Raw genomic sequence first — 23,756 nt, 5'->3', positions numbered from 1 at the left:
CCCGGGTCATCGGCTGCGCAGGACCACGTGCGTGGCGTGTTCCGTGGACACGCGCTCCACGCACTTGTACCCGAGCGAGCGCATGTCCAAGCCGCCGAACAGGTTCTCCCCGGTACCGAGCAGGACGGGCGAGAGCGCCAGGTGCAATTCGTCCACCAGGCCCGCGCGCAGGTACTGCTGTACCGTGGCGACCCCGCCGCCGATGCGGACATCCCTGCCGCCGGCCGCCTTCCTCGCACGGTCAAGTGCGGCGTGGATCCCCTCGGTGACGAAGTGGAAGGTGGTGTCGCCCTCCATCGTGAGGGGCCCGCGCGCGTGGTGGGTCAGAACGAACACAGGCACGTGATACGGCGGGTTGGGGCCCCACCAACCCTTCCAGTTCCCATCCGGCCACGGCCCGCGGACCGGCCCGAACATGTTCCGGCCCATGATCCAGGCTCCCACGTTCTCGAAGCTCCGCGCGGCGAAGTCCTCGTCCACGCCGGTCGTGCCACCCCCGTTCCCGAACATGCGCTGGAACGTGGCGGTGGGGAAGGCCCACTCATGCAACGTGGTCCCGCCGACGCCAAGCGGGTCTTCGAGGCTCTGCCCAGGCCCCGCCCCGAATCCGTCAATGGAGACGGAGAAAGCGGCGACGCGCAGCTTTGACAAGGTCACTCTCCTCGCGGCCGACGTGTACTGCCCGTTGACGCCACTCTGGTCTACGCGAACTCCTCGTCCCCCTTCCGCACCGAGGTCTCGAACCGCGTGCACTCGGAGAGGAACACCAGGGGCACCGATCCCGTGGGCCCGTTGCGCTGCTTGGCGAGGATGATCTCCGCCTTGGCCATCTCCTCCGCAGTCTTGTCGGCGCTGGTCTTGTAGTAGCCGGGGCGGTAGACGAACATCACGACGTCTGCATCCTGTTCGATTGCACCGGAGTTGTGGCTCACGATTCCGTTCGCGAGCCAGGAGGACGGGCCGGGGACGGTGAGGTCGAAGACTTCGTCCTCGCCGGCGGGGGTGATGCTGAGAATCGGGTCCGTGATGGAGATGGTTCCCGCCCCCTCCGAGCCGATGCCAAGCCGCTCACCTTCAGCCATCCCATCCACCCGAACCCACCCATTCGCCCCATAGAGTCGATGCCTTCCGGTAGCGCAAACGGTCCGGCCGCTGGCGAGCGCCACATCGAACACTGGCCGGCGACCGACCGCCCACACCTTGTCACTGGTGGCCCGGATCACGCGCCCCTCGGGTGACATTGCCAGCACTTCCGGCTTCTCGCCCACGAGCGTGCGGATGGGCACTCGGCGCCCGTCGGCCAGCCCGACAAGCGTGCCGCCGGTCACGCACTCGCGAAGATCCGACAGCACCGGCTTCCCCGTCCCGCCGCGAGTCTCGACCGCCCGCGAGAGCTGCGACAGCGCCAGCACCGGCAGTTCCAGTTCCTTCGCCAGCGCCTTGAGCGAGCGGGAGATCTGCGTGATCTCCTGCTGGCGGCTCTCGGTGCCGGGCATGCCGCTGATCAGCTGCAGGTAGTCCACCACCAGCATCGCGAGATCCGGATGCTCCATCTTCAGGCGCCGGGCCTTGGCGCGGATCTCCATAATGTTGGAGGAGCCGGAGTCGTCGATGAAGATGCGCGCGGAGTCCAGCGCGTCGGCCTTCATCACCAGGTCGCGCCACTCCTCCTTCTTGAGGTAGCCGGTGCGCATGCGGTGAGAGTTCACGCGCGCGTGCGAGCACAGCAGGCGCAGCACCAGGCTCTCGGTGCTCATTTCGAGACTGAAGATCCCCACCGGCCGGCGCGGACCGTTGGGATCAATGGCCACGTGCTCGGCCATGTTGAGCGCCAGCGCGGTCTTTCCCATGGACGGGCGGCCGGCCACGATCACCAGGTCGCCTTTCTGGAATCCGGCGGTAAGGTTGTCCAGGTCGGGAAAGCCGGTGGGCACGCCGGTCACGTGCACCTTGTGCAGGTGGAAGTCCTCGATGGTGTGCAGCGTGGCCTGCAGCATGTCGCGCACCGCCACGAAGGTGCGCCGCCCGGAGGCCTGGCTCAGTTCGAAGATGCTGCCCTGCGCGCGGGTCAGGATGTCGCGCGCGGGCTCGGAGGCCTGGAAGCACTCGCTCACCACCTGGCTGCACGACTCGATCATCAGCCGCATCAGCGAGCGGTCCTTCACGATGCGGCAGTAATGCTCCATGTTGCCGATGGAGGCCACGCTGTCGCACACCGCCGCCACCGCCGCCTCGCCGCCCACCTGCTCCAGGGCGTCCATGCGCCGGAGCTCGTCGGAGACGGTTACCAGGTCCACCGCGCTGTCGTGGTTGAACAGGTTCACCGCGGCGGAGAAGATCTTCGCATGCTCGGGGCGGTAGAAGTCGCGGGGGCGCAGCTGTTCCATGCCGATCAACAGCGCCTGCCGGTTGAGCAGCATCGCTCCCAGCACCGCGCGCTCGGCTTCGAGGTTCTGCGGGGGAATCAGCCCCGCCGGCTGGGTGGTCACGGTCATCGGGTACGGCCCTCTTCCTTGCACAGGCGATTGTGGCGCCGATCCCCGCGGGGTCGCGGCAAGGAGGCCGCAAACCGCCGGGGACACGAGAGTTCCATTTTGCGCGCGCCTCCGGCGCCGCTATGCGTCATTCAACAGCGCCGGCACGTCCTTCACGTCGTCCCACACGTCCCACGCGGCCTTGGGGTTGCGCAGCACGTAGGCCGGGTGGTAGGTGGCGATCACGATCGCGTCCCCGAGGCGGTGACGTTCGCGGCGCAGCTGGGCCATCGGCAGCTTCACTCCCAGCAGCGCCTGCGCCGCGGAGAGGCCCAGGGCCACGATCACTTTCGGGGATCCCACGAGCAGCTGGCGGTCGAGGTAGGGGCGGCAGGCCTCCACCTCCTCCGGCAGAGGCGTACGGTTCTCGGGAGGCCGGCACTTCACCACGTTGCAGATGTAGACCTGTTCGCGCCTGAGACCCAGCTTCTCGATCAGACTGTTGAGCTTCTGACCCGCGCGGCCCACGAATGGGATGCCCTGTGCGTCCTCGTCACGCCCGGGACCCTCGCCGACGAACATCAGCTTCGCGTCAATGTCGCCGGTGCCGAACACCGCCTGCGTGCGCGTGCCGCCCAGCGCGCAGCGGCGGCACGCTTCGGCGTGGCGCGACAACTCCGCCATCTCGGCCTCGCGCTCCGCGCGCGCCTCGGGGCGGGGAGCGGCCTGCGTGGGGATGACGAGCGCGCCGGATGCGGGCCGCGCGGCGTCGGCGGCATGGGCGCGGGGCACCGTCGGCACCGGCTCCTCCTCACCGAACAGGTTCCTTTCCGGCGCCGTGGGCTTCGGCGATGCAGGCTTTGGTGCCGTGGCGACCTGTTGTGCCGCAGCGCGTGCCGAAACCGCACCCACGGGCGCGGGCTCAGTCACGCTCTTCTTCACGGGGGAGGTTGCCGGCCCGGCTTCTGGCGCGCCTGCGCCCTCCTTCGCCTTCACCGGGGCGGCCGGAAACCAAGCACCCTGCGCCACCCGCCGGCGGGACGCGAGGTTCTTGCGCAACTCTTCGCGAATGGTCTCGCGGGGATCGTCCGACAACGGGGCTCTCCTCGGTGGTGTGGATGGGTCTGCACGGTGGCGATGGGTGGACACGGACTTTGGTTGTAGATCCTCGGGGCGCCGACTTCAAGACATTCCTCGGCCCTGAACGCCCGAATTCTCGCGGGTTCAGGGTTTCCACGGGATTCCGTGGAGGGGGCGTTCACATGGTGGGGATAGACGGTGGAAAACCGGGGGGGATCGGGGGGAAACCGGGTGGAATGGGGTGGGGGACCGGGGCGCGAAACCAACGGGGGTTTCGGCGGGGAAGGGACCCGGGAACTGGCGATCCGAATCAGCGCCGGGGCAGCCGCTCGCCCACCAACCCCATCAGCCGCATCGCGACCTCGCTCTTGCCGAGCATCGGCCACACATCCGGCTCGCGCCCGGGCTCGAGAATCGTCACATGGTTCGTGTCGCTCCCGAACGCCGCGCCCGGCTCCAGCGGGTTGTTGAGCACCACCAGGTCGGCCTTCTTGTTCTTGAGCTTGCCCTCGGCGTTGGCGATGCACGATTCCACCTCGAGCGCGAATCCCACCAGGAAGCGGCCCTTCTTGTCCTGGCCGAGCTTTGCGAGGATGTCGTCGTTGGGCACCAGCTCCAGCGTGCGCGCACCCGCGCGCTTGAGCTTTCCGGCGGAGGGCTCCGCGGGGCGGTAATCGGAGACCGCGGCGGTCATCACGATCACGTCGGCCGCAGCGCCCCGGCCGAGCACCTCGCGCTCCATCTCGGCGGCGGTGACCACGTCCACGCGTTCCACGCCCGCGGGGCAGGGCAGTGCGGTGGGGCCGCTCACCAGGATCACGCGGGCGCCGAGGTCGCGCGCAGCTTCCGCCACGGCGTAGCCCATCTTGCCGCTGGAGCGGTTGCTGAGGTAGCGAACGGCGTCAATGGGCTCCTGCGTGGGGCCGGCGCTCACGAGCACGGCGCGACCGGAAAGCGTCGCCCCGGCGACAGCCGCGGGCCAGGCTGCGCCTGGCACCGTGGCCGCCGCCGGGGCGACGCCGCGGGCGTCCACACGCGGTGCGAGCGGGGTGGGCGCGGTGTCAGGCGCAGCCTGACCCGCGGCCGCCCCGCGGCTCGTCGCGACGTCGCCCGCACTGCCGCCCTCCGCCAGCACCCGTTCCGCGAACTCCACGATCTCCGCTGGTTCGGCCATGCGGCCCTTGCCTTCCCAGCCGCACGCCAGCATGCCTTCGCCGGGCTCCACGATGCGCGCTCCACGGCGGCGCAGCGTGGCCAGGTTCTCCTGCACCGCGGCGGAATCCCACATCGTCACATTCATGGTGGGGGCGAACATCACCGGCGCGCGCGCGGCAAGCAGTACCGTGCTCAGCGCATCGTCTCCCAGGCCGTGGGCGGCCTTGGCGAGGATGTTGGCGGTGGCGGGGGCCACGATCACCAGGTCGGCGAACGCGCCCAGGTCCACGTGCGCCACCGGGCCCGAGGGCAGTCCCGCGCGCGGCTCGAAGTCCACCGCCTGTGAGGGTGCCTGCCACAGATCCGTGAGCACGGGGTTTTCGGAGAGCACCTGGAAGGTGAGGGGCTGCACCAGCCGGGTCGCGGAGCGCGTCATCACCACGGCCACGCGCGCGCCGCGCTTCTTGAGCAGCCGGACCAGCTCGCAACTCTTGTAGGCCGCGATCCCGCCGGTCACGCCGAGGAGGATGTTCCTGCCCTGGAGCATAAGGGAACCCGCCGGCCCGGGCGCGGAGCCCGGGGAGTCCGGCTAGCCCTCGTCCTCTTCCTCCGAGCCCGCGACCACCCGCGGCTCGTCGTAGAAGAACTGCACGCGGCCCTGCTGGACGTTGTCGATGGCCATCTGGGTCACGCGCGCCGAGAGCGACTCGCCGGTCACCCGGGTGATGTCGTTGAGGCGCCGGGCCTCCACCGCGGCCACGATCGCGGCCTCGTACTTGTTATCCACCTGCTTCGAGTTCAGCACACGGACTCCTTCATCTGCGGCAGCCGGGATATCCTGGGCGTCGTTCTTCTCTTCGTTCACTTCATCCGCCTCTCGATGCGACACTGCTCGGCGTCCACGATGGACACCAGCTGGCGCGTGGCCAGCTCCAGGTCGTCGTTCACGATGACATAAGAATACTCTGAAACCCGCTCCAGTTCAGCCCTGGCGTTCTCCAGCCGGCGCCGGACCACCTCGTCGGGGTCCGTCCCGCGCCTTCGGAGCCTCGATTCCAGCACTTCCAGCGAGGGGGGCAGCACGAACACGAATACGCCGTCCCGGAAGGCCTTCTTCAGGCTGCTGCCGCCCTGGACATCTATGTTCAGGAGGACGATGTGCCCTTCGCCGATCCAGTTCTCCAGCCGCTCGCGGGGCGTTCCATAAAGATGTCCGTGTACTTCCGCGGTTTCGAGGAACTTCCCGGCCGCCATCCGGGTCCGAAACTCCGTGTCGGAGATGAAATCATAAGCTCTGCCGGATATTTCATCGCCTCGTAACTCGCGTGTGGTGGTGGAGATACTGTACCGCCACCGGGGTCGCAATTTCAATGCGCCTTCCACGATGGATGTCTTGCCCACACCCGACGGTCCGGAGACCACCACGGGGAAGACTGGGGAACTGCGTATAAGCAAATTCAACTCTATTTTTGCCATTGGCGTTGCGAATCGCCTCGATTCGAGTTGTTCATTCAATATTCTGGATTTGTTCGCGCAGCTTCTCCAGCTCCTCCTTGATGTCCATCACCCTCTGGCTCAGGACACTGTCGGAGGCCTTCGAGCCGATGGTGTTGGCCTCGCGGTTCATCTCCTGGATCAGGAAGTTGAGCCGGCGGCCGGCGCTGGAGGGGCCCTTGATCAGTTCCTCGAAGTGGTCGCAGTGGGCGCGCAGGCGCACGCATTCCTCGGTGCAGTCCATGCGGTCCATGTACATGGCCACTTCCTGGGCCAGCCGGTTGGGGTCCACCACCCCGTTGGGGCCCAGGAGTTGGGTCAGCCGGTCCTCGAGCCGCTTCTTCGCCTCGTCAATGCGCAGCGGGGCGCGCTGCTCGACCACCGCCAGGCTGGCCAGGACCAGCTCGATCCGGTGCCGGAAGTCCGCGGTCAGGGACGAGCCCTCCTGGTCCTTCATGCGCAGGATCTCTTTGCATGCGGCTTCCAGCACTCGTTCCAGCGCGGGCCACGCCGCGGCCTCGTCTCCGCCGGCGACGTCCCAGACCAGCACATCGGGGAGGCCCGCAAGGGTGGAGAGGCTCACGGGGTCCTTGAGCCCGTAGCGAGCCCGGGCCTCCTCCAGCAGGTGGAAATATCGGTCCATCAGGGCGGTGTCCAGCTTGAGCCCGCCGGCGTCGGGGGAGGCCTCACCCTCGAAGCTCACCGTGACGGTGATCTTGCCGCGGACCAGGCGCTCCTGCAGCAGGGCCCGGGCGCGGTGCTCGAGCTGCTGCGCGAAACGCGGAAGTCGAAGGGAAATCTCGAAGAAGCGGTGATTGACGGAGCGAATTTCGGCGCTCCAGCGGCCGCCCTGCTCGGCCACCTCCGCCCGGCCATAGCCGGTCATGCTTCGAATCATCGTGGGTCGTTTCCTTTCCGGAAACATCCAACATAGCCGGGATGCCGGGACGGGTCAACGGACTTTCCCACAGCGGGTTTTCCGGGTTGACCGCGGGTCGGGACACCCCTACACTCCCCACGCTCCCAATGCGGTGCGCGCACCGCGCCGATTCGCCTGCCGACTTGTCCCGGGCAGCCTTGTGAAGCGATTCACGCTCTCGGGGGAATTCGTGCCTGATCGCCGTTACTCACAGCTTCGACAGCTGGGCCTGCTGGCGTCCATCCCCGCGCTCATGGTGATCGCGCCGCTCCTTGGGCTGTTCGCTGGCCAATGGGTGGAGGAGCGGTTCCACCTCCAGCCGTGGGGCACGATCGTGGGCCTGGCGCTGGGGTTCGGAGCGGCGGTGCGCGAGATCGCGGGCATCCTCCGGAAGGTGAAGGACGACGACGACGACGACCGCCCGGGAAGACCCGGGCCTCCCGGTGGCGACGGCAGCGGAGGCGACGACCGTGGAGCGTGAGTTCCTGGCGCGCAGCTATCGCACCACCCTGGCGCTGCTGGCGGTGGTGGCGCTGTTCACGTTCGTCTACCTGGGGCCGCGCGCGGCACTGGGAGTGGCTGCGGGCGCGGTGCTGGGGGTGCTGAACCTGCGCCTGATCGAGGAGCTGGTGGTGCACTGGCTCCGGCCGCAGGGCGCGCGCGTGGGACGCGTGGCGCTGGCAGCGCTGCTGAAGCTGGCGCTGGTGTACGGGGCCGGGTACCTGCTGCTGGCGCGGGGCTGGGTTGATCCGCTGGCCGCCGCAGCCGGCTTTCCGATGATCCTGGCCGTGATCTTCTTGAAGGCGCTGGGCCGGATGTACGTGGCCCGCGCGGGCGTGGAGCCGCCGGCTCCCTCCGCCACCCGAGGACAAGGAAAGGAACCGCGTTGATTCTCCCGCTCCTGGAAGCCGCCGCCGGGGAAACGCCGCTCGAGTTTCCGAACATCATCACCCTGTTCGCCCACTTCTCCCACAACGAGTGGGTGAAGCGCGTCCTGGAAGAGGGCAAGTGGCAGGACATGGTATTCACGTGGGTGGTGGTGCTGTTCCTGGCGTCGTTCTTCTTCCTGGCCTCGCGCCGCCGCTCGATGCTGCCCGGGAAGCTCCAGAACCTGGCCGAGATGCTGGTGGAGGGCCTGCACGACTTCATCGTCGGCATCATGGGCCCGCAGGGGAAGGACTACGTCCCGTTCCTGGGCTCGCTGTTCATCTACATCCTGGCCATGAACCTGGTCGGCCTGATCCCGGGGATGAAGTCCCCCACGGCCAACCCCAACACCACGCTGTCCATGGCCCTGGTGGTGTTCCTGTACGCGCAGTGGACCGGCATTCGCCACCTCGGGATCGTGGGCTATCTCGACCACATGGCGGGTGAGCCGCGCGACCTGATCGGCTGGTGCATGGTGCCGCTGATGTTCCCGCTGCACCTGATCGGCGAGCTGGCCAAGCCCATCAGCCTGGCCTGCCGTCTGTTCGGCAACATCTTCGGCGAGGACATCCTGCTGGCGGTGTTCGCCGGCCTGGGCATCATGGTGCTGCAGTTGATGCACATCCCCTACGGCGGGCTGCCGCTGCAGCTGCCGTTCATGTTCCTGGCGCTGCTGACCAGCGTGGTCCAGGCGCTCATCTTCACGCTGCTGAGCACCATCTACATCTTCCTCATGCTGCCGCACGGGACGCATGAGACCAGCGGACACGGGCAGACTCACGTCCACCCGGTCCACGACTAGAGAGCGCGCGGAACGGGCCCGCCCGGGTCGCGCACGATTCACATTCGCGGAGGAATGGACACAATGGATCTGTCTGCCGCACTTGGTTTGGCCCTGCCGCTCGGCGTCGGAATCGCCGCGATCGGTTCCGGGATCGGGATCGGAGTGATGGGCCGGGGCGCGATGGAGGCGATGGGTCGCCAGCCGGAGGCCATCGGCAAGATCCAGGTCGCCATGATCATCGGCTTCGGTATGGCCGAGGCGCTCACGATCTACGCGTTCGTGAACTGCTTCACGCTCCAGAAGTTCCTGGTACTCAAGCCGTAGGACGCCGCCATCCCGGGGCGCCGCGCCCGTGACGGGCGGCGCCGGAGAGTCGCATGGACCTGATCATCATCAACCAGCTCATCACCCAGATCCTGGGCTTCCTCGCGGTGCTTTGGATCCTCAAGGCGTTCGCGTGGAAGCCGCTCCTGAAGGTGCTCGAGGACCGCCGGCAGCGGATCGCCGACGACTTCGCGGCCGCCGCCAGGGCGCGCACCGAGATGGAGGCCCTCAAGGCCGACTTCGAGGCGAAGATCCGCGAGATCGAGGCCACCGCCCGGCAGCGGATCGCCGACGCGGCGCGCGAGGGCGAGAAGCTCTCCACCCAGATCGTGGAGGAGGGCCGCGAGCGGGCGCGCGAGCAACTGGAGAAGGCCACCGCGGAGATCCAGCGCGAGAAGGAGAAGGCGCTGGCCGAGATGCGCGCGCAGGTGGTGCAGTCGGTCATCACCGCCACCGAGCGCGTGGTGCGCCAGAAGATGGACGACCCGGCCCACCGCAACCTGATCGAGAAGTTCCTGTCCGAGGTCGAGGGGGTCCGTTGAAGCAGCCTGCCGTGGCCCGCAAGTACGCGCTGGCGCTGTTCCGCGCCGCGCGCTCGCACGACGCGCTGGACGCGGTCGCCGCGGACCTGGACGCGATCCGGGAGCTGCTGCGCACGGACCCGCGCTTCGCGCGGGTGCTGGCCGTCCCCGACATCCCCGCGGGCGAGAAGCGCGCCTTCGTGGGGCGCGTGCTGTCCGGCCGCGTGGGGCCGCTGGTCGTGGAGTTCGCGGACCTGCTGCTGGCCAAGGGCCGCTTCGGCGTGCTCGACGCGGCGGCGGATCGGTACCGCGCGCTGCTCGAGCAGGAGCGCGGGATCGTGCGCGCGCAGGCCGTGACCGCCGTGAAGCTCACGGACGCGGAGCGCGTGAAGCTCGTGGAGAAACTGCAGATCGTCACCGGCAGAAAGGTGCTCATGTCCGAGTCCGTGGATCCCGCGGTGCTCGGCGGCGTCCTCGTCACGGTGGGCGACCGGATCATTGATGGCAGCGTGCGCAGCGCGTGGAGAGACCTGCGCGAGAGCCTGCTGGCGGCCCCGCTCACGGCGTGAGGCGGGCCGCGCAGGCGGCCGCCCATAGCGTGTTCAAGGAGTAGTCGATGTCGTTCCGTCCGGAAGAAGTCAGCACCATCATTCAGAAGGAACTCGAGAAGTTCGAGTCCAAGCTCGAGATGAAGAGCGTGGGCACCGTGCTCCAGGTGGGCGACGGCATCGCGCGCGTGTGGGGCCTGGAGGACGCGGCGGCCGGCGAGCTGCTGGAGTTCCCCGGCGACGTGCGCGGCATGGTGCTGAACCTCGAGGAAGACAACGTCGGCGTGGTGCTGTTCGGCTCCGACCAGAAGATCAAGGAGGGCGACACCGTCCGCCGCACCGGCCGCATCGCGGAGGTGCCCGTGGGCGAGGCCCTGGTGGGTCGCGTGGTCAACGCGCTGGGCCAGCCCGTGGACGGCAAGGGCCCGGTGGTCACCAAGGCCTTCCGGCACATCGAGAGCAAGGCCCCCGGCGTGGTGCACCGCCAGCCGGTGAAGGAGCCGCTGCAGACCGGGCTCAAGGCCGTGGACTCCATGATCCCCATCGGCCGCGGCCAGCGCGAGCTGATCATCGGCGACCGCCAGACCGGCAAGACCGCGCTGGCGGTGGACACGGTCCTGAACCAGAAGGGCACCGGGGTCATCTGCATCTACGTGGCCATCGGGCAGAAGGAATCCACCGTGGCGCAGGTGGTGGAGATCTTCCGCAAGAACGGCGCCATGGACTACACCATCGTCGTCGCCGCGTCGGCCTCCGAGCCGGCGCCGATGCAGTACATCGCGCCGTACTCGGGCGTGAGCATGGGCGAGTACTTCATGCTCCAGGGCCAGCACGCGCTGTGCATCTACGACGACCTTTCCAAGCACGCGACGGCCTACCGGCAGCTCTCGCTGCTGCTGCGCCGCCCGCCGGGCCGCGAGGCGTACCCCGGCGACGTGTTCTACCTGCACTCGCGCCTGCTCGAGCGCGCCGCGAAGCTGGCGGACAACGCGGACAAGCTGGTCCCCGGCTGCACCAAGGGCGGCGGATCGCTCACCGCGCTGCCGGTCATCGAGACGCAGGCCGGCGACGTGTCGGCCTACATCCCCACCAACGTCATCTCGATCACCGACGGGCAGATCTTCCTCGAGGCCGACTTGTTCTACGCCGGGCAGCGTCCCGCCATCAACGTGGGCATCTCGGTGTCGCGCGTGGGCGGCAACGCCCAGACCAAGGCCATGAAGAAGGTGGCCGGCCGGCTGCGGCTGGACCTGGCGCAGTACCGCGAGCTGGCGGCCTTCGCCCAGTTCGGATCGGACCTGGACAAGGCCACCCAGGCGCAGCTGACGCGCGGCGAGAAGATGACCGAGGTGCTCAAGCAGGGCCAGTACGTGCCCATGGGCCTGGGGCGGCAGGTGATGATCATCTGGGTGGGCGGCAACGGCCACCTGGACGACGTGCCCACCATGTCCATCGCGAAGTTCGAGCAGGAGTTCTTCGCCTTCACGCAGGAACGCTACCCGGACCTGGAGCGCGCCATTGACACCGAGCGCGACCTGTCCGAGGGCACGCTGAAGAAGCTCGAGCAGGCGGTGAAGGAGTTCAAGGCGAAGTTCCAGGCCTGATCCGCACATGGCGACCCTTCGCGACATCAAGCGGCGCATCAAGAGCGTCCAGAGCACGCGGCAGATCACCAAGGCCATGGAGATGGTGGCCGCGGCGAAGCTGCGCAAGGCGCAGGCGCGCGCCCAGGAGGCGCGGCCCTACGCCAGCGGCATGATCCAGGTGCTGGGTGCTTTCGCATCGGCCACCGAGGCGCAGTCGCACCCGTTGTTCCAGAAGCGCGAGGTGAAGCGCCGGGGGCTGATCGTGATCTCCTCCGATCGCGGCCTGTGTGGCGCGTACAATTCCACGCTGCTCCGCGCTGCCGATCACTACATGAAGGAGTCGTCGGTGCCCGTGAGCTTCTACCTGGTGGGGCGCAAGTCGGTGGAGTACATGGCGCGGCGCAAGCGGGACATCCGTGCGAAGTTCACCGACCTCCCGGCGCTGGCGGACTTCCCCACCGCGCGCGAAGTGGCGCGGCAGGCGATGTCGGCGTTCCTGTCCGGCGAGGTTGACGCGGTGGACCTGCTGTACACGCACTTCATCTCGACGCTGCGCCGGAACGTGGTGGTGGAGCCGTTCCTGCCCATCTCGGGCGACGCGGTGAAGGAGGGGGCGGGCCTGGCCCCGAAGACCCGCGACTTCATCATGGAGCCGGGCGTGGACCAGATCTTCGAATTCCTGCTGCCCCGCTACACCAACACGCGGCTGTTCATCGCGCTGGCCGAGGCCTACGCCTCGGAGCACAGCGCGCGGATGGTGGCCATGGGCGCGGCGAACACCAATGCCGGCGATATGATCGACCAGCTCACGCTGACGCGGAACCGCCTGCGGCAGGCGGCCATCACCAAGGAGATCTCCGAGATCGTGGGCGGCGCCGAGGCGCTGGCGTAACGCGAAGCGGCGGGGCGGCGCACGCGGGCGCGAAGCGCGCCGCGGGGCCGCGCGAGCCGGCCCAGGACCAGGAATCTACGTGCCCGGCACGACCGGGCCCGACCAGGACGCACCAGACAGGAGCAGTTCCCGATGTCGAACTTCGGATCCGTAGTCCAGGTGATTGGCCCGACCGTCGACGTGCGTTTCGACGCCGACAAGCTGCCGCCCATCCTCAACGCGATCAAGATCGAGGACGCGGACAAGGGGATCAATCTGACCGTTGAGGCGGCGCTGCATCTCGGCGACAACATGGTGCGCTGCATCGCGCTGGCCTCCACCGACGGTCTGCAGCGCGGCATGAAGGCCACGGACACCGGCGGCCCGATCTCGGTGCCGGTGGGCCCGGGCTGCCTGGGCCGGGTGTTCAACCTGCTGGGCCAGACCATCGACGAGCGCGGCCCGCTGGGCGGCACCACCAAGCAGTACCCCATCCATCGCCCCTCGCCGAAGTTCGAGGACCAGGAGACCTCCGCGTCGGTGTTCGAGACCGGCATCAAGGTGGTGGACCTGATCGCGCCGTACGCGCGCGGCGGCAAGATCGGCCTGTTCGGCGGCGCCGGCGTGGGCAAGACGGTCATCATCCAGGAACTGATCAACAACATCGCCACGCAGCACGGCGGGTACTCGGTGTTCGCCGGCGTGGGCGAGCGCACCCGCGAGGGCAACGACCTGTGGCTCGAGATGAACGAGTCGGGCGTGATCGCCAAGACGGTGATGATCTTCGGCCAGATGAACGAGCCCCCCGGCGCGCGGCTGCGCGTGGGGCTGACCGGCGTGACCCAGGCCGAGTACTTCCGTGACGAGGAAGGCCGGGACGTGCTGCTGTTCATCGACAACATCTTCCGCTTCACCCAGGCGGGCTCCGAGGTGTCGGCGCTGCTGGGCCGCATGCCGTCCGCGGTGGGCTACCAGCCCACGCTGGGCACCGAGATGGGCCAGTTGCAGGAACGCATCACCTCCACGCGCAAGGGCTCCATCACCTCGGTGCAGGCGATCTACGTGCCGGCCGACGACCTCACCGACCCGGCGCCGGCCACCGCGTTCTCGCACCTGGACGCCACCACCGTGCTGGACCGTCGGATCGTGGAGCTGGGCATCTACCCGGCGGTGGACCCGCTGTCGTCCACGTCGCGAATCCTCGACCCGCGCGTGGTGGGCGACGAGCACTACGCCGTGGCGCGCCAGGTGCAGCGCGTGCTGCAGCGCTACAAGGACCTGCAGGACATCATCGCGATCCTGGGCATTGACGAGCTTTCCGAGGACGACAAGATCCTGGTGGCGCGCGCGCGCAAGATCCAGCGGTTCCTCTCCCAGCCGTTCTTCGTGGCCGAGGCCTTCACCGGCCGTGCCGGCAAGTACGTGAAGCGCGAGGACACCATCCGCGGGTTCAAGCGCTTGGTCTCGGGCGAGCTGGATGACCTTCCGGAGCAGGCCTTCTACATGGTGGGCACGGTGGAAGAGGCCATCGAGGCCGCCGAGAAGATGCGCTAGGGGACGGCCATGGCGGAACTGTTCCAGCTCACGGTCCTCACCCCCGAGGCCTCGGTGTTCGACGCGGAGGTGATCTCGGTCACCGCCCCCGGCTCCGAGGGCTACCTCGGCGTGCTGGCGCACCACGCGGCGCTGATCACCGCCCTGCAGCCCGGGCGGCTGACCATCCGGCTGGCCGACGGCAAGACCGACGACTACGCGGTGAGCGGCGGCTTCCTGCAGGTGGCCGACAACCGCGCCACGGTGCTGGCCGACTCCTGCGAGCACATCACGGACATCGACCTGGCCCGCGCGCAGGCGGCCGAGCGCCGCGCCCGCGAGCGCCTGGCGGCGCGCGAGGCGCACGTGGACGAGGCCCGCGCGGAGGCGGCGCTGGCGCGGGCGATCAACCGGGTGCGGATCAAGAACAACGGGAATTGAGGCGTTTCTTGCCAGTGTCCAGGCGGACGCCGGGCCGGCAAGGAGCGCATCGCATCTGGCAAACAGTTGCGGACGGCTCACTTCGGTGGGCCGCCCGCGTTGTTGCATCAAGAAAATCATCCCCATCATCCGGTGTTGCCGGGAACCGTGAGTATCAATTACCTAATATCGCATGGATTCGAAATCAAGTGCCTTTTCTCTAATTTCTCGTCCGCGCTATCCGGAAGTGCCGACTTTCTCACCCTTCCGCGCCCGCCACGCCGCTCCGCCTCACCTGTCCGCCGAGGCCGCCGCTTCGGGCGCTCGTCTCTGCCCCGCGATGGGAACATGCCCGACGAAGTCCACAGGCAGACTCGACCGACTCACTTCGACGAGCTGGAGCGGCTGGACCATCATGGCGCAGTTGATCTTCCCTATCCCGAGGTTGGGCAGGGTGTCCACCTGGACCACGATTCGGCCCCCGCACCGACGGATGTCGCGAATCACTTCCACGCCCACCCTGCACCCGGAGTAGCCGTCCCCGTAGAGTACTGCCGGGACCATCTTCCGGTTGAAATCCACTTCAGGCGGGGGCGCCGGGCTTCTCTGGCGGTCCCAAACGTGTCACGCCTGGTCTGTGAACTCCTTCCATGAGGCGGGGCCGCGGATGACGAGTGTTCCCCGCATGTGCGCCTGGAATATCCCCGTGTACGGGACGGCCTCGAATTTCAGGTTTGTGTCCGGCGGAATCACCTGCCGTGGGCGGAAGACCGTAATGCGGGCCGTGGCAACCGCCGGGGTGGCTGCGGTGGCGTGGAACGCGGCGGAAGTGGCAATAACGGCGCTATCTGCTGTGGGCGCCGTCAGGAGCAGGGTCAACCGGATCGTTCCACTTTCGCCGGGCTGGCGCGTGCCGAGCCGCCACGTGACCGTACGCCCGGATGTCGTGGCGCCCTGATCCACCGCCGCCACCGTGGCGCCGTCTGGAATCGTATCGGTGATGACCGCATTCGTCGCGGCGGCGTTGCCGCCCACGGACCAGTGAAGCCCACACTTCACAGGGTCGCCGGCGCGGGCGTCGGAACGGGCGACCTGCGCCAATCGAAGGCTCAAGACTCCAGGCTGGTTCGGGGCGCTCTTGGAGCATGACAGCAACGCAAACAGCACGACCATGGAGAGCGCCGTCCGAACCGCGGCACCGGCGGGGTTTCGCAAGCTCCACCTCCTGCGCGATAGCGGCAACCTCCCATCCCCGGGAGACGTCCGCATACACATCCGAGCTCGGAGTGCTTGCAGGCTGCTTCCGTAGCAGGGCGCGATTGCCGCCGAGGTGGCCACACTCCATGATCATTACGAGCACTCCCGCTGATGCGAGTCAAGTAGCAGATTCATCCTGTGCTCCACGACCCATCGCCGTGCGCCGGGCCCCGGATGCGGAAGGCCCGGGGCCCTCCCGGCCCCATCCGCGCTCCCGGGGCCCGGTTTGCCCCCTGCCGCACCACCCGCTACTCTGTATTCCATCATGACCCGCATGCCCGACCCCGACGCCGCGATCCGCCTCACCTCCCTCCAGCGCGAGCTGGAGGAGCTCCGGGAGAACGTCCGCCACCTCACCGTCCTCAACGACGTGGCCCTGGCCCTGGGCACCGCCGAGGACTTGAATTCGGTCCTGGCCCGCCTCGTCCAGATGACCATCGCCGAGATGGACGCCGAGCAGGGCGCCATCTGGCTGATGCGCCAGGACGAGGCCGACCCGCTGCAGACCCTGGTGCGCAGGGCCGACGGCTACGGGGCCTTCCCGCTGCCGCTGCGGGTGAGCCTGGCCGGCTGGGTGAGCAAGAACCAGGCGACGCTGCGCGTGGAGAACCTGGGCACCGATCCGCGCTTCCCCGGCCTGGCCGGGCAGAGCCTGGGTATCCGATCGGTGCTGGCGGCTCCGCTGCGCAGCCAGGACCGCCTCATCGGCGTGCTGGCCCTGTTCAACCGCCGCAGCGGGCCCTTCGGGCGCTCCGAGGAGCGGCTGGCCGCGATCCTGGGGGCGCAGGCCGCGCAGATCATCGAGAACGTGCAGCACACCGAGCAGGAGCGGCTGCAGGAGGCGCTCAAGCGCGACCTGCAGCTGGCCAGCGCGGTGCAGCAGGAACTGCTCCCGCGCTCCGCCCCGCACTGGGAGGGCTACGAGGTTGCGGGCAGGAACATCCCTGCGCGCGAGGTGGGCGGGGACAGCTTTGAGTTCCTGGACCTGGGTGGCGGGCGCGTGGCGCTGGCCATCGCAGACGTCTCCGGGAAAGGAGTTTCCGCCGCGCTGCTCATGGCCAGCCTGCACGCCACGCTCCGCTGCCTCTCGGCGGCCTCGGAGAGCGTGGCCGACTGCGTCACGCGCGTGAACCGGATGCTCTCCGAGACCGCCGCCACGGGCCGCTTCGCCACCTTCTTCTACGCGGAGCTGGACCGCGCCACGAGCACGCTGCGCTACTGCAACGCCGGGCACAACTTTCCGGTGCTGTTGCGGGCCGGCGGCGCCATGGAGCGGCTCGAGACCGGCGGCCTGCCGCTGGCGGTGATGGCCGACTGGAAGTACGAGGAAGGCAGCGTGCGCCTGGAGAGCGGCGACGTCCTGCTGCTCTACTCCGACGGCGTGTCCGAGGCCGAGGACGCCAAGGGCCGCATGTTCGGCGAGGAGGCCGTGGAGTCCGCGCTGCGCCGCATGGCCGGCCTGCCCGCCTCCGAGATCGTCTCGCAGCTGCTGCGCTCGGTGCAGCGCTTCGCGGCCGGCGCCCCGCAGGCCGACGACCAGACCGTGGTCGTGCTGCGCGCGCTGTGAGGAGCCTCCCGTGACCCGCGCCCCGCTCACCGTCCTGGGCATCGAGACCTCCTGTGACGACACCGCCGCCGGCGTGACGCGCGGGCGCGCCGTGCTGGCCAACGTCACCTCCGCGCAGCCGGTGCACTGGGAGTACGGCGGCGTGGTGCCGGAGCTGGCCTCGCGCGCGCATCTCGAACTGCTCCTTCCGGCGATCGACGCCGCGCTGGCGCAGGCCGGCACCGGCTGGGACGGGCTCGACGGCATCGCCGTCACGCGCGGCCCGGGCCTGGTGGGCAGCCTGATCGTGGGGGTGAGCACCGTGCGCGCGCTGGCCCTGGCCCGGGGGCTGGAGTGGATCGGGGTCAATCACCTGGAAGGCCACGTGTGGTCGGTGTGGGGCACGGACCCGCAGTGGTCGGCGCCGTGCGTGTGCCTGGTCGCCTCCGGCGGGCACACCGAGCTGCTGCACGTCACCGGCTTCGGCCGCTACCGCCTGATGGGCTCCACGCGCGACGACGCCGCGGGGGAGGCCTTCGACAAGGCCGCCCAACTGCTGGACCTGCCGTATCCCGGCGGGCCCGAAGTGGACCGGCTGGCGCGGCGTGGCGACCCGGCGGCGGTGAGCCTGCCGCGGGCGCTGTTGCGCGAGCCCGGCTTCGAAATGAGCTTCAGCGGCCTGAAGACCGCGCTGCGCGTCTTCCTCGAGAAGAACCCCGGTCTCACGGAGCAGGGGAGAGCCGACCTGGCCGCGAGCTTCGAGGCCGCGGTGGTGGATGCCCTGGCGCACAAGACGCTGGCCGCGGCCGCCGCCGCGGGAACGAAGCGAGTGGCCGTCACCGGAGGCGTGTCGCTCAACACCGGCCTGCGGCAGCGCTTCGCGCGCGAGGCCAGCGTGCGCGGACTGGAGGTGGCGTTTCCCCCGCCCGCCCTGTGCGGGGATAACGGCGCGATGATCGCCCTGGTGGGCGCGGAGCGGCTGGCCTCGGGGGAGCGCTGCGGCGACGACACGCCGGTCACGCCTTCGCTGGACGAGATGGAGTTCTTCGAGACGGTGTAGCGCCGGCCCACGCGAGCCTGTCTGCGCCCCTGGAGACGGCGCGCTGGCCGGCCGCGCGGGGCTACTTGAGCCCCTCGAGGTACGTCACCAGCGCGCGCCGCTGCGTGGCGCTGAGCGGAAAGCGCGGCTCGAAGGTCCCCTTGCGCACCGCCTGCGGGTCGGCCAGCCAGCGGTCCAGCCACGCCGCGTCGCGCCGCCTGCCCACCCGGCCCAGGTCGGGGAACTGCGGCTTGCCACCCTTGCGGTTGAGCGCGTGGCACGCTCCGCACTTGAATCCCGCGAACAGCTTCTGGCCGTCCGCCGAGTCCGCCGCCGGGATCGGGACCCGCGACGACATCAGGTAGGCGATCACCGCTTGCATCTCCGCCGGGGACTTCCAGTCCAGCCTGGGCATGGGCGTGTCCTTCTTGATCTTCGGCGGATCGGTGAGCCACGCCACCAGCCAGGTGCTGTCACGGTGCCAGGTTACCTGGGTGAGCTCGGGCCCCAGACCGGCCGAGGGCGCGCCGACGTTGTGACAGGTGGCGCACGTCTTCTCGGTGAAGAGCTTCCGGCCCACGGCCGCCGCGTCGAGAGCGCGGGCGGTGCCGGCCTGCGTCATCATTGCCGCGGCGAGCGCCACGGACAGCAAGGGCGCCAGGCCCCCGCGCACGCGGGCCGCCGGGCCGCACTCCCGCGGCGCGGCGCCGGGTCGCCATCGCACCCGCATTCCCGGGCCCACGCTAGTTCCTCTTCGCGCCGGCACGGATCCAATCCTCGATGGCCTGGACTTCCTCCGCCGAAAGATAGGGTCCGCCGAGCGGCATGCGACCACCGACGATCCCCGCGTCACCGCGCACCTTGCTCAGCGTGTAGCTCGCGGCGGGGTCGCCCGGCACCACGCGCATCTTCGATGGCACCTCGCGCGAGGGCACGTTGACGGTGGTGGAGTACGACAGCGCGGGGGAGGACAGGTCCTCGTCCAGCACCGGCGCCGGCCCGGCGTGGCAGGACGGGACGGCGCAGCGCGCGGTGAAGATGGGCTGCACGTCGCCGGAGAGCGTGCGCTCGGCAGCCGGGGGCACCGGGTCCGGTGCGCTGGGAAGACTCACCTTGCGGGCGCAGCCGGCCGCCGGCGGGAGCGCCGCCAGCGCCGCGGCGAGGAGGATGCGGGCAATCGGCCTGCGCAATGTCACGGTCCCTCCCAGGGCTGCCGGTCAGAACGAGAAATGGGTGAGCAGCAGGAACTGGTGGATGTTCTCGATGTCCGGGCTCTGGTAGCGCTGGAAACGGTACGCACCCTTGAACTCCACGAAGGGGTAGGGCTGGTAGTCGGCCTCGATCCCGAAGCGCTCGGAGCGGAACTCGTCCTTGCGGTCGTGCAGCTCGCGAACGCGCCGGTCGTACAGCGCGGGGTCGGCCTTCTCGGCGTCCGAGATCGCGTGGTCGAACTTCGTGTTGGGGTCCAGGAAGTCGTACTTCAGCCTCACCAGCACCGCCCGGGAGACGCGCCGGTTGATCTCGCCGCTGTAGGCCAGCACGCCGGTGGTGGTGTCGGCGCGCGGGCCCACGTCGGGGCGATTCTGGCCCACCAGCAGCTCGCTCACGTACACCCATTCGCCCAGCCGGACCCCGCCGAAGAGCGCCCCGCGGATCCGGCGCACGGGATCCCCGTTGGGACTCGTGCCGCCGGGGTTGTACTGGCCCGAGACCCCCAGGTGCACCGGGGACTTGAAGTAGCCCACCTTCGCGGTCCACAGGTCGGCCTTGGCCGAGCCGCCGTTCTGCAGCGCCGCCTGCCAGTAGGTGCGCGAGCCCACGTGCGACACCTCCAGGCCCTGGTCCACCTCCTGGTAGTTGTAGCCCAGCGTCTCGATGCGCTTGGTGTAGTTGGTGTGGTCGTCGAACCGCAGCCCCAGGGGCACGCGGAATTGCCCGACCTTGAGCATCGCGCCGCCCGGGAGCACGCCCCGGAGCAGCCCGTAGGCCTCGCGGCTCTCTCTCAGGTCGCGGTTGTAGACCAGGTCGAGCTGGGGGATGGGCTGCGCGTGCAGGTACAGCGTGCCCTGCATGGGCACGAAGAAGTGGTCCAGGAATTCCTTGCGCTCCGCTCCGTACTCGTTGGCGAACAGCAGCCGGAAATCCGTGCCCCACCAGAAGCCGTCGGTCACTTTGCTGCTGAACGCGAGCTCGGTGTAGGCGGAATCGGGCGGGCTCAGGAGATGGCGGTTCTTGCCGTAGAGAAAACCGAAGTCGTTGCGCACGCCGCCGCCGTTGGGGTCCACGTGGCACTGCATGCACGGGTACCCTTCGCGGGTCGCGTAGACCGGCAGGGCGAACCCGGTGCGCAGCGCGAAGACGGCGAATCCGCCGATGATCGCGAGGAGCAGTGCCATACGTCTCATGGAGGCCTCCCTGTGCGGGGCGCTCCTCCGCGGCCCGGGGGGCGCGGGAGCGGTCGCGGCATGCAGTGAACCGGTCTTGCGGCCCGTGGATTCCAGCTGGATCCGGAAGTGCGAGTACCCTGGGACAGTACTTCACCGGCCACCGCCGGGGAAGGCGGGGTCTGGCCGTCCGGCGCGGCCCGCGGGCAACGGGTGCCCGAAGGGGGTACCTCCTTCGATGCGGACGGGGCCGCGCGGGTGTCCGGGGTGAGCCCGCCGCGGGGCACATTTTCGCGCCCGGCCGCTCAATCCGGGATGTGGCGCCGCAGGACCTTGGCATCCGGCCGCCCCCCGTCCGTCTCCGGGCGGTAAAGGTGGCGCCCCGTTCGCCCGATATTCCCTGTGATACACCCAAGCACGCGCCGTGCGGCTTTCCCGCCGCACCCACGGCCGCCCCGCGTTGTTTTCCCCCGGAGCCGGGTGGAGGGACAGGTTGCCTGAACATCGCAAGAACCGCATTCTGGTCGTCGAGGACGATGACACCCTGCGCAACCTCCTGAGGCTCAACCTTCAGAAGGAAGGCTACGAAGTCGTGGGCGCCCAGGACGGCGCGTCGGGCCTGGAGGAGGCGCGCAAGCACCTGCCGGACCTGGTCCTGCTGGACAAGATGATGCCCGGAATGGACGGACACGAGGTGCTGCGCCAGCTGCGCGCCTCGCGCCGCACGCGCTACATCCCGGTCATCCTGCTCACCGCACTCAACCGCACGCAGGACCGCCTCGACGGCCTGGACGCCGGCGCCAACGACTTCATCAGCAAGCCCTACAGCTCCGCCGAACTGCTCCAGCGCGTGAAGGTGCTGATGAACTGGACGCACGACGTGCGCGACATCAACCCGCTCACCGGGCTGCCGGGCAACGCCTCCATCGAGCGCGAGGTCACGAGCCGGCTGGAGGGCGGCGAGGCGTTCGGGTTCCTGTACATTGACGCCGACCAGTTCAAGGCGCTCAACGACTGCTACGGGTACGTCCGCGGCGACAACGCCATCCGCGAGATGGCCGAGGCCATCGGCGCCGCGCTGGAATCCTGCGGCCGCGGCTCCGACTTCCTGGGCCACGTGGGCGGGGACGACTTCGTGGTGATCACCCCGCCGGAGGACCTGGAGCGCGTGGGCGAGGCCGTGATTCGCGAGTTCGAGGCCCGCGTGCCGGGCCTGTACGACCCCGAGGACCGGGCCCGCGGCTACATCGAGGTGCCCAACCGCCGCGGGGACATCGAGAAGTTCCCCCCGCTCACGGTGACGGTCGCGGGCATTGACACCGCCCAGGCGCCGATCCACCACTTCGCGGAGCTCTCCGACCGCGCCGCCGAGTTGAAGCTGTTCGGGAAGTCCAAGATGCGCAGCGTGCTGGTGACCGAACGCCGGCGCGCCGAGGAACTGGCCGCCCGCCTGGCGGGGTAACCCATGATCGTGCTCGCCGTCCTTGCATTCCTGCTGCTGCTGGCGCTCACCGCCACCCAGCTCAAGCTGCGCGCCCTGGGCGAGGCCCACGGTGCGGAGCAGACCCGCGCCGACGCGCAGCGCGCCCAGTTCGAGCGCGACACCCAGGCGCTCAAGCGCGAGTGCGACTCGGCCAGCGCGGCCTCCGCCGCCGTGGCGGCCCGGTGGCGCGGCCTGTACTCCTCGGCCACCACGCTGGTGGGCGCCGAGACCGACGAGTCGTGGGCGCGGGTGGCGGAGCTGTTCGCCTCCGCCGGGCACTTCCGCGCCGTCTCGGTGAGGGTGCGCGACGGCGACCTGCACAGCTTCGTCCTGCGCCACGCCGTGGGCGTGGGCCCCGAGGCCCTGGCGCGACTGCGCGACAGCCGCGTGCCGGAGCCGGTGCTCAAGGAGTGGATGGACCCGCGCAACGCCTTCGGCTGCGGCTTCGTGCTGCGGGCCCGCCCGGCCAAGGACGCTCCCCTGGCCCAGCCCGGGGCCGCCCTGGGCCCCCAGGACGCCTGGTTCCTGCCCTTCGAGGGCCCCGACGGCCGCGTGAGCGTGTACCTCTCCCTGGGCCAGCCCGACCCCTGCCGGCTTCCGCTGGCCGAGGAACTGCCGATTTACGATGCGGCCGCGGCCATGGTGCGGGCGATTCTCGGCCGGCAGATCGCCGAGACCCAGGAGCTCCACGAGCTGGATGACCAGATGCGCCTGGTCCAGCTCCACGCCGCCGCGATTGACGCGCTGCGCACGGCCCTGGGCAAGGTCGCCGAGCGGCTGCGCACCGGCCTGGGCCACGTCGAGGGCTATGCCCAGAGCATCGCCGACTTCGGGGGCGACATGCCCCGCGAGGAGGAGCGGCGCCTGGCCGCGGTAATCGTTTCCCAGGCGCAGGATATGTGCGAGGAAGCGCTCATGGTACGGGACCTGGCGGAGCTCGCCGGGTTCGACCGGAACATCACCCACCCGCCGGCGGAATTCACGGGATTATATGCGGACTCGCTTCAGTTCCTTTCCCACCGCGCCGAAAATCGGGGTGTAGTGCTCAGTGGGCCGCCGCTGCAGGGTGGCATCTGCCTGAACCACCCGCCCGGCATGCTGAAGAGACTACTGGTCCTTGTTTCCAACGAACTCCTGGCCGGCTGCGAGCGTGGCCACGAAATCGCGGTCACCGCGTGGCTCGACCAGGAGCAGGTACATATCCACTGGCGCGCTTCCGGCGCCGGGCTCCCGGAGCCCGGACCCCGGGAGGACCGCCTCCCCGGCTGGATCGTGGCGCAGGCCATGGCCCAGGCGCTGGGCGGGACGCTCATGGAGAGCACGCCGGACACGGACAGCCGCGCAGTCAGCCTGGCCATACCGGTCGGTCGCCGGGACTCCACAAGCGAGTTGCGTGCGGCGTGAGGACCCC

General features: G+C 69.3%; 26 protein-coding genes. 14 read left to right on the top strand and 12 right to left on the bottom strand.

Annotation, left to right across the window (positions count from 1 at the left end):
* Positions 1 to 6: 6 nt before the first annotated feature.
* The 7 genes from HZB25_13515 to HZB25_13485 all read right to left on the bottom strand — a co-directional run bounded on the left by HZB25_13515 (position 7) and on the right by HZB25_13485 (position 7,101).
* Positions 7 to 651, bottom strand: coding sequence for a dihydrofolate reductase (locus tag HZB25_13515; GenBank protein ID MBI5838252.1), 645 nt, complete (start codon positions 649 to 651; stop codon positions 7 to 9).
* A gap of 50 nt (positions 652 to 701) precedes the next feature.
* Complete coding sequence (gene dnaB / locus HZB25_13510; GenBank protein MBI5838251.1) at positions 702 to 2,495, bottom strand: replicative DNA helicase; 1,794 nt, start codon at positions 2,493 to 2,495, stop codon at positions 702 to 704.
* Between the two features lie 120 nt (positions 2,496 to 2,615).
* Positions 2,616 to 3,275 carry a uracil-DNA glycosylase gene (locus tag HZB25_13505; protein ID MBI5838250.1) on the bottom strand — a complete coding sequence of 220 codons (660 nt, stop codon included), beginning with the start codon at positions 3,273 to 3,275 and terminating at the stop codon, positions 2,616 to 2,618.
* A gap of 589 nt (positions 3,276 to 3,864) precedes the next feature.
* Entirely contained in the window at positions 3,865 to 5,256 is a 1,392-nt protein-coding gene (locus HZB25_13500) for a bifunctional phosphopantothenoylcysteine decarboxylase/phosphopantothenate synthase (GenBank protein MBI5838249.1), read from the bottom strand.
* 42 nt (positions 5,257 to 5,298) lie between these two features.
* Complete coding sequence (locus tag HZB25_13495) at positions 5,299 to 5,514, bottom strand: hypothetical protein (protein ID MBI5838248.1); 216 nt, start codon at positions 5,512 to 5,514, stop codon at positions 5,299 to 5,301.
* 56 nt (positions 5,515 to 5,570) lie between these two features.
* Entirely contained in the window at positions 5,571 to 6,185 is a 615-nt protein-coding gene (gene gmk, locus HZB25_13490; GenBank protein MBI5838247.1) for a guanylate kinase, read from the bottom strand.
* Between the two features lie 31 nt (positions 6,186 to 6,216).
* Positions 6,217 to 7,101: a YicC family protein gene (locus tag HZB25_13485; protein MBI5838246.1), complete on the bottom strand. Its 885-nt coding sequence runs from the start codon at positions 7,099 to 7,101 to the stop codon at positions 6,217 to 6,219.
* 211 nt (positions 7,102 to 7,312) lie between these two features.
* Between HZB25_13485 and HZB25_13480 the strand changes: the two genes are divergently transcribed.
* The 10 genes from HZB25_13480 (at position 7,313) to HZB25_13435 (ending at position 14,657) form a co-directional block, all read left to right on the top strand.
* Entirely contained in the window at positions 7,313 to 7,603 is a 291-nt protein-coding gene (locus HZB25_13480) for an AtpZ/AtpI family protein (protein ID MBI5838245.1), read from the top strand.
* The gene (locus HZB25_13475) at positions 7,593 to 8,012 is read left to right on the top strand and encodes a hypothetical protein (protein ID MBI5838244.1); all 420 of its coding nucleotides are present in this window, start codon (positions 7,593 to 7,595) and stop codon (positions 8,010 to 8,012) included. The genes HZB25_13480 and HZB25_13475 overlap by 11 nt, the downstream gene beginning before the upstream one ends.
* Positions 8,009 to 8,851 (top strand): F0F1 ATP synthase subunit A, encoded by an 843-nt coding sequence (gene atpB / locus HZB25_13470; GenBank protein MBI5838243.1) that lies wholly within the window; start codon positions 8,009 to 8,011, stop codon positions 8,849 to 8,851. The genes HZB25_13475 and atpB overlap by 4 nt, the downstream gene beginning before the upstream one ends.
* Before the next feature lie 63 nt (positions 8,852 to 8,914).
* Positions 8,915 to 9,157, top strand: a complete 243-nt coding sequence (gene atpE, locus HZB25_13465) for an ATP synthase F0 subunit C (protein ID MBI5838242.1) — start codon at positions 8,915 to 8,917, stop codon at positions 9,155 to 9,157.
* 53 nt (positions 9,158 to 9,210) lie between these two features.
* Positions 9,211 to 9,699 carry a F0F1 ATP synthase subunit B gene (atpF, locus tag HZB25_13460; protein ID MBI5838241.1) on the top strand — a complete coding sequence of 163 codons (489 nt, stop codon included), beginning with the start codon at positions 9,211 to 9,213 and terminating at the stop codon, positions 9,697 to 9,699.
* Positions 9,696 to 10,247 carry an ATP synthase F1 subunit delta gene (gene atpH, locus HZB25_13455; protein MBI5838240.1) on the top strand — a complete coding sequence of 184 codons (552 nt, stop codon included), beginning with the start codon at positions 9,696 to 9,698 and terminating at the stop codon, positions 10,245 to 10,247. Before atpF ends, atpH begins: the two co-directional genes overlap by 4 nt.
* 47 nt (positions 10,248 to 10,294) lie before the next feature.
* Positions 10,295 to 11,830: a F0F1 ATP synthase subunit alpha gene (locus HZB25_13450; GenBank protein ID MBI5838239.1), complete on the top strand. Its 1,536-nt coding sequence runs from the start codon at positions 10,295 to 10,297 to the stop codon at positions 11,828 to 11,830.
* A 7-nt stretch (positions 11,831 to 11,837) separates the two neighbouring features.
* Positions 11,838 to 12,704 (top strand): ATP synthase F1 subunit gamma, encoded by an 867-nt coding sequence (atpG, locus tag HZB25_13445; protein ID MBI5838238.1) that lies wholly within the window; start codon positions 11,838 to 11,840, stop codon positions 12,702 to 12,704.
* Positions 12,705 to 12,836: 132 nt separating this feature from the next.
* Complete coding sequence (gene atpD / locus HZB25_13440; GenBank protein ID MBI5838237.1) at positions 12,837 to 14,237, top strand: F0F1 ATP synthase subunit beta; 1,401 nt, start codon at positions 12,837 to 12,839, stop codon at positions 14,235 to 14,237.
* 9 nt (positions 14,238 to 14,246) lie between these two features.
* A complete protein-coding gene (locus HZB25_13435) occupies positions 14,247 to 14,657 on the top strand; it encodes a F0F1 ATP synthase subunit epsilon (protein ID MBI5838236.1) in 411 nt (136 codons plus the stop codon).
* A gap of 270 nt (positions 14,658 to 14,927) precedes the next feature.
* Here the strand turns inward: HZB25_13435 and HZB25_13430 are convergent, their stop codons facing one another.
* Both HZB25_13430 and HZB25_13425 read right to left on the bottom strand, forming a co-directional pair.
* Positions 14,928 to 15,200 (bottom strand): hypothetical protein, encoded by a 273-nt coding sequence (locus tag HZB25_13430; protein MBI5838235.1) that lies wholly within the window; start codon positions 15,198 to 15,200, stop codon positions 14,928 to 14,930.
* Between the two features lie 60 nt (positions 15,201 to 15,260).
* Complete coding sequence (locus HZB25_13425) at positions 15,261 to 15,851, bottom strand: DUF11 domain-containing protein (GenBank protein ID MBI5838234.1); 591 nt, start codon at positions 15,849 to 15,851, stop codon at positions 15,261 to 15,263.
* Positions 15,852 to 16,158: 307 nt separating this feature from the next.
* Here HZB25_13425 and HZB25_13420 point away from each other — a divergent pair, with 307 nt between their 5' ends.
* Both HZB25_13420 and tsaD read left to right on the top strand, forming a co-directional pair.
* A complete protein-coding gene (locus tag HZB25_13420; GenBank protein ID MBI5838233.1) occupies positions 16,159 to 17,460 on the top strand; it encodes a SpoIIE family protein phosphatase in 1,302 nt (433 codons plus the stop codon).
* 10 nt (positions 17,461 to 17,470) lie between these two features.
* A complete protein-coding gene (gene tsaD, locus HZB25_13415; GenBank protein MBI5838232.1) occupies positions 17,471 to 18,499 on the top strand; it encodes a tRNA (adenosine(37)-N6)-threonylcarbamoyltransferase complex transferase subunit TsaD in 1,029 nt (342 codons plus the stop codon).
* Positions 18,500 to 18,560: 61 nt separating this feature from the next.
* On the opposite strand, the gene HZB25_13410 is transcribed toward tsaD, so the two are convergent.
* The 3 genes from HZB25_13410 to HZB25_13400 are packed head-to-tail and all read right to left on the bottom strand — an operon-like array spanning position 18,561 to position 20,883.
* Positions 18,561 to 19,202: a cytochrome c gene (locus HZB25_13410; GenBank protein MBI5838231.1), complete on the bottom strand. Its 642-nt coding sequence runs from the start codon at positions 19,200 to 19,202 to the stop codon at positions 18,561 to 18,563.
* 19 nt (positions 19,203 to 19,221) lie between these two features.
* On the bottom strand, positions 19,222 to 19,674 hold the full coding sequence (locus HZB25_13405) for a hypothetical protein (protein MBI5838230.1): 453 nt from the start codon (positions 19,672 to 19,674) through the stop codon (positions 19,222 to 19,224).
* A gap of 21 nt (positions 19,675 to 19,695) precedes the next feature.
* Positions 19,696 to 20,883, bottom strand: coding sequence for a hypothetical protein (locus tag HZB25_13400; protein MBI5838229.1), 1,188 nt, complete (start codon positions 20,881 to 20,883; stop codon positions 19,696 to 19,698).
* 472 nt (positions 20,884 to 21,355) lie between these two features.
* Between HZB25_13400 and HZB25_13395 the strand changes: the two genes are divergently transcribed.
* Both HZB25_13395 and HZB25_13390 read left to right on the top strand, forming a co-directional pair.
* Complete coding sequence (locus HZB25_13395; protein MBI5838228.1) at positions 21,356 to 22,324, top strand: response regulator; 969 nt, start codon at positions 21,356 to 21,358, stop codon at positions 22,322 to 22,324.
* A 3-nt stretch (positions 22,325 to 22,327) separates the two neighbouring features.
* Positions 22,328 to 23,749: a HAMP domain-containing histidine kinase gene (locus HZB25_13390; protein ID MBI5838227.1), complete on the top strand. Its 1,422-nt coding sequence runs from the start codon at positions 22,328 to 22,330 to the stop codon at positions 23,747 to 23,749.
* Positions 23,750 to 23,756 lie beyond the last annotated feature (7 nt).

The organism is Candidatus Eisenbacteria bacterium (assembly GCA_016235265.1).
Taxonomy (GTDB): Bacteria; Eisenbacteria; RBG-16-71-46; order RBG-16-71-46; family JACRLI01; genus JACRLI01.
This window is presented reverse-complemented; position numbering and strand designations above follow the sequence as displayed.

What these genes read in the sequence shown, in the direction of transcription:
- dnaB (MBI5838251.1), bottom strand. Translation starts at nt 2,495, where the DNA reads ATGACCGTGACCACCCAGCCGGCGGGGCTGATTCCCCCGCAGAACCTC.
- HZB25_13500 (MBI5838249.1), bottom strand. Translation starts at nt 5,256, where the DNA reads ATGCTCCAGGGCAGGAACATCCTCCTCGGCGTGACCGGCGGGATCGCG.
- gmk (MBI5838247.1), bottom strand. Translation starts at nt 6,185, where the DNA reads ATGGCAAAAATAGAGTTGAATTTGCTTATACGCAGTTCCCCAGTCTTC.
- HZB25_13485 (MBI5838246.1), bottom strand. Translation starts at nt 7,101, where the DNA reads ATGATTCGAAGCATGACCGGCTATGGCCGGGCGGAGGTGGCCGAGCAG.
- atpE (MBI5838242.1), top strand. Translation starts at nt 8,915, where the DNA reads ATGGATCTGTCTGCCGCACTTGGTTTGGCCCTGCCGCTCGGCGTCGGA.
- atpF (MBI5838241.1), top strand. Translation starts at nt 9,211, where the DNA reads ATGGACCTGATCATCATCAACCAGCTCATCACCCAGATCCTGGGCTTC.
- HZB25_13450 (MBI5838239.1), top strand. Translation starts at nt 10,295, where the DNA reads ATGTCGTTCCGTCCGGAAGAAGTCAGCACCATCATTCAGAAGGAACTC.
- atpG (MBI5838238.1), top strand. Translation starts at nt 11,838, where the DNA reads ATGGCGACCCTTCGCGACATCAAGCGGCGCATCAAGAGCGTCCAGAGC.
- atpD (MBI5838237.1), top strand. Translation starts at nt 12,837, where the DNA reads ATGTCGAACTTCGGATCCGTAGTCCAGGTGATTGGCCCGACCGTCGAC.
- HZB25_13435 (MBI5838236.1), top strand. Translation starts at nt 14,247, where the DNA reads ATGGCGGAACTGTTCCAGCTCACGGTCCTCACCCCCGAGGCCTCGGTG.
- HZB25_13430 (MBI5838235.1), bottom strand. Translation starts at nt 15,200, where the DNA reads ATGGTCCCGGCAGTACTCTACGGGGACGGCTACTCCGGGTGCAGGGTG.
- HZB25_13420 (MBI5838233.1), top strand. Translation starts at nt 16,159, where the DNA reads ATGACCCGCATGCCCGACCCCGACGCCGCGATCCGCCTCACCTCCCTC.
- HZB25_13400 (MBI5838229.1), bottom strand. Translation starts at nt 20,883, where the DNA reads ATGAGACGTATGGCACTGCTCCTCGCGATCATCGGCGGATTCGCCGTC.
- HZB25_13390 (MBI5838227.1), top strand. Translation starts at nt 22,328, where the DNA reads ATGATCGTGCTCGCCGTCCTTGCATTCCTGCTGCTGCTGGCGCTCACC.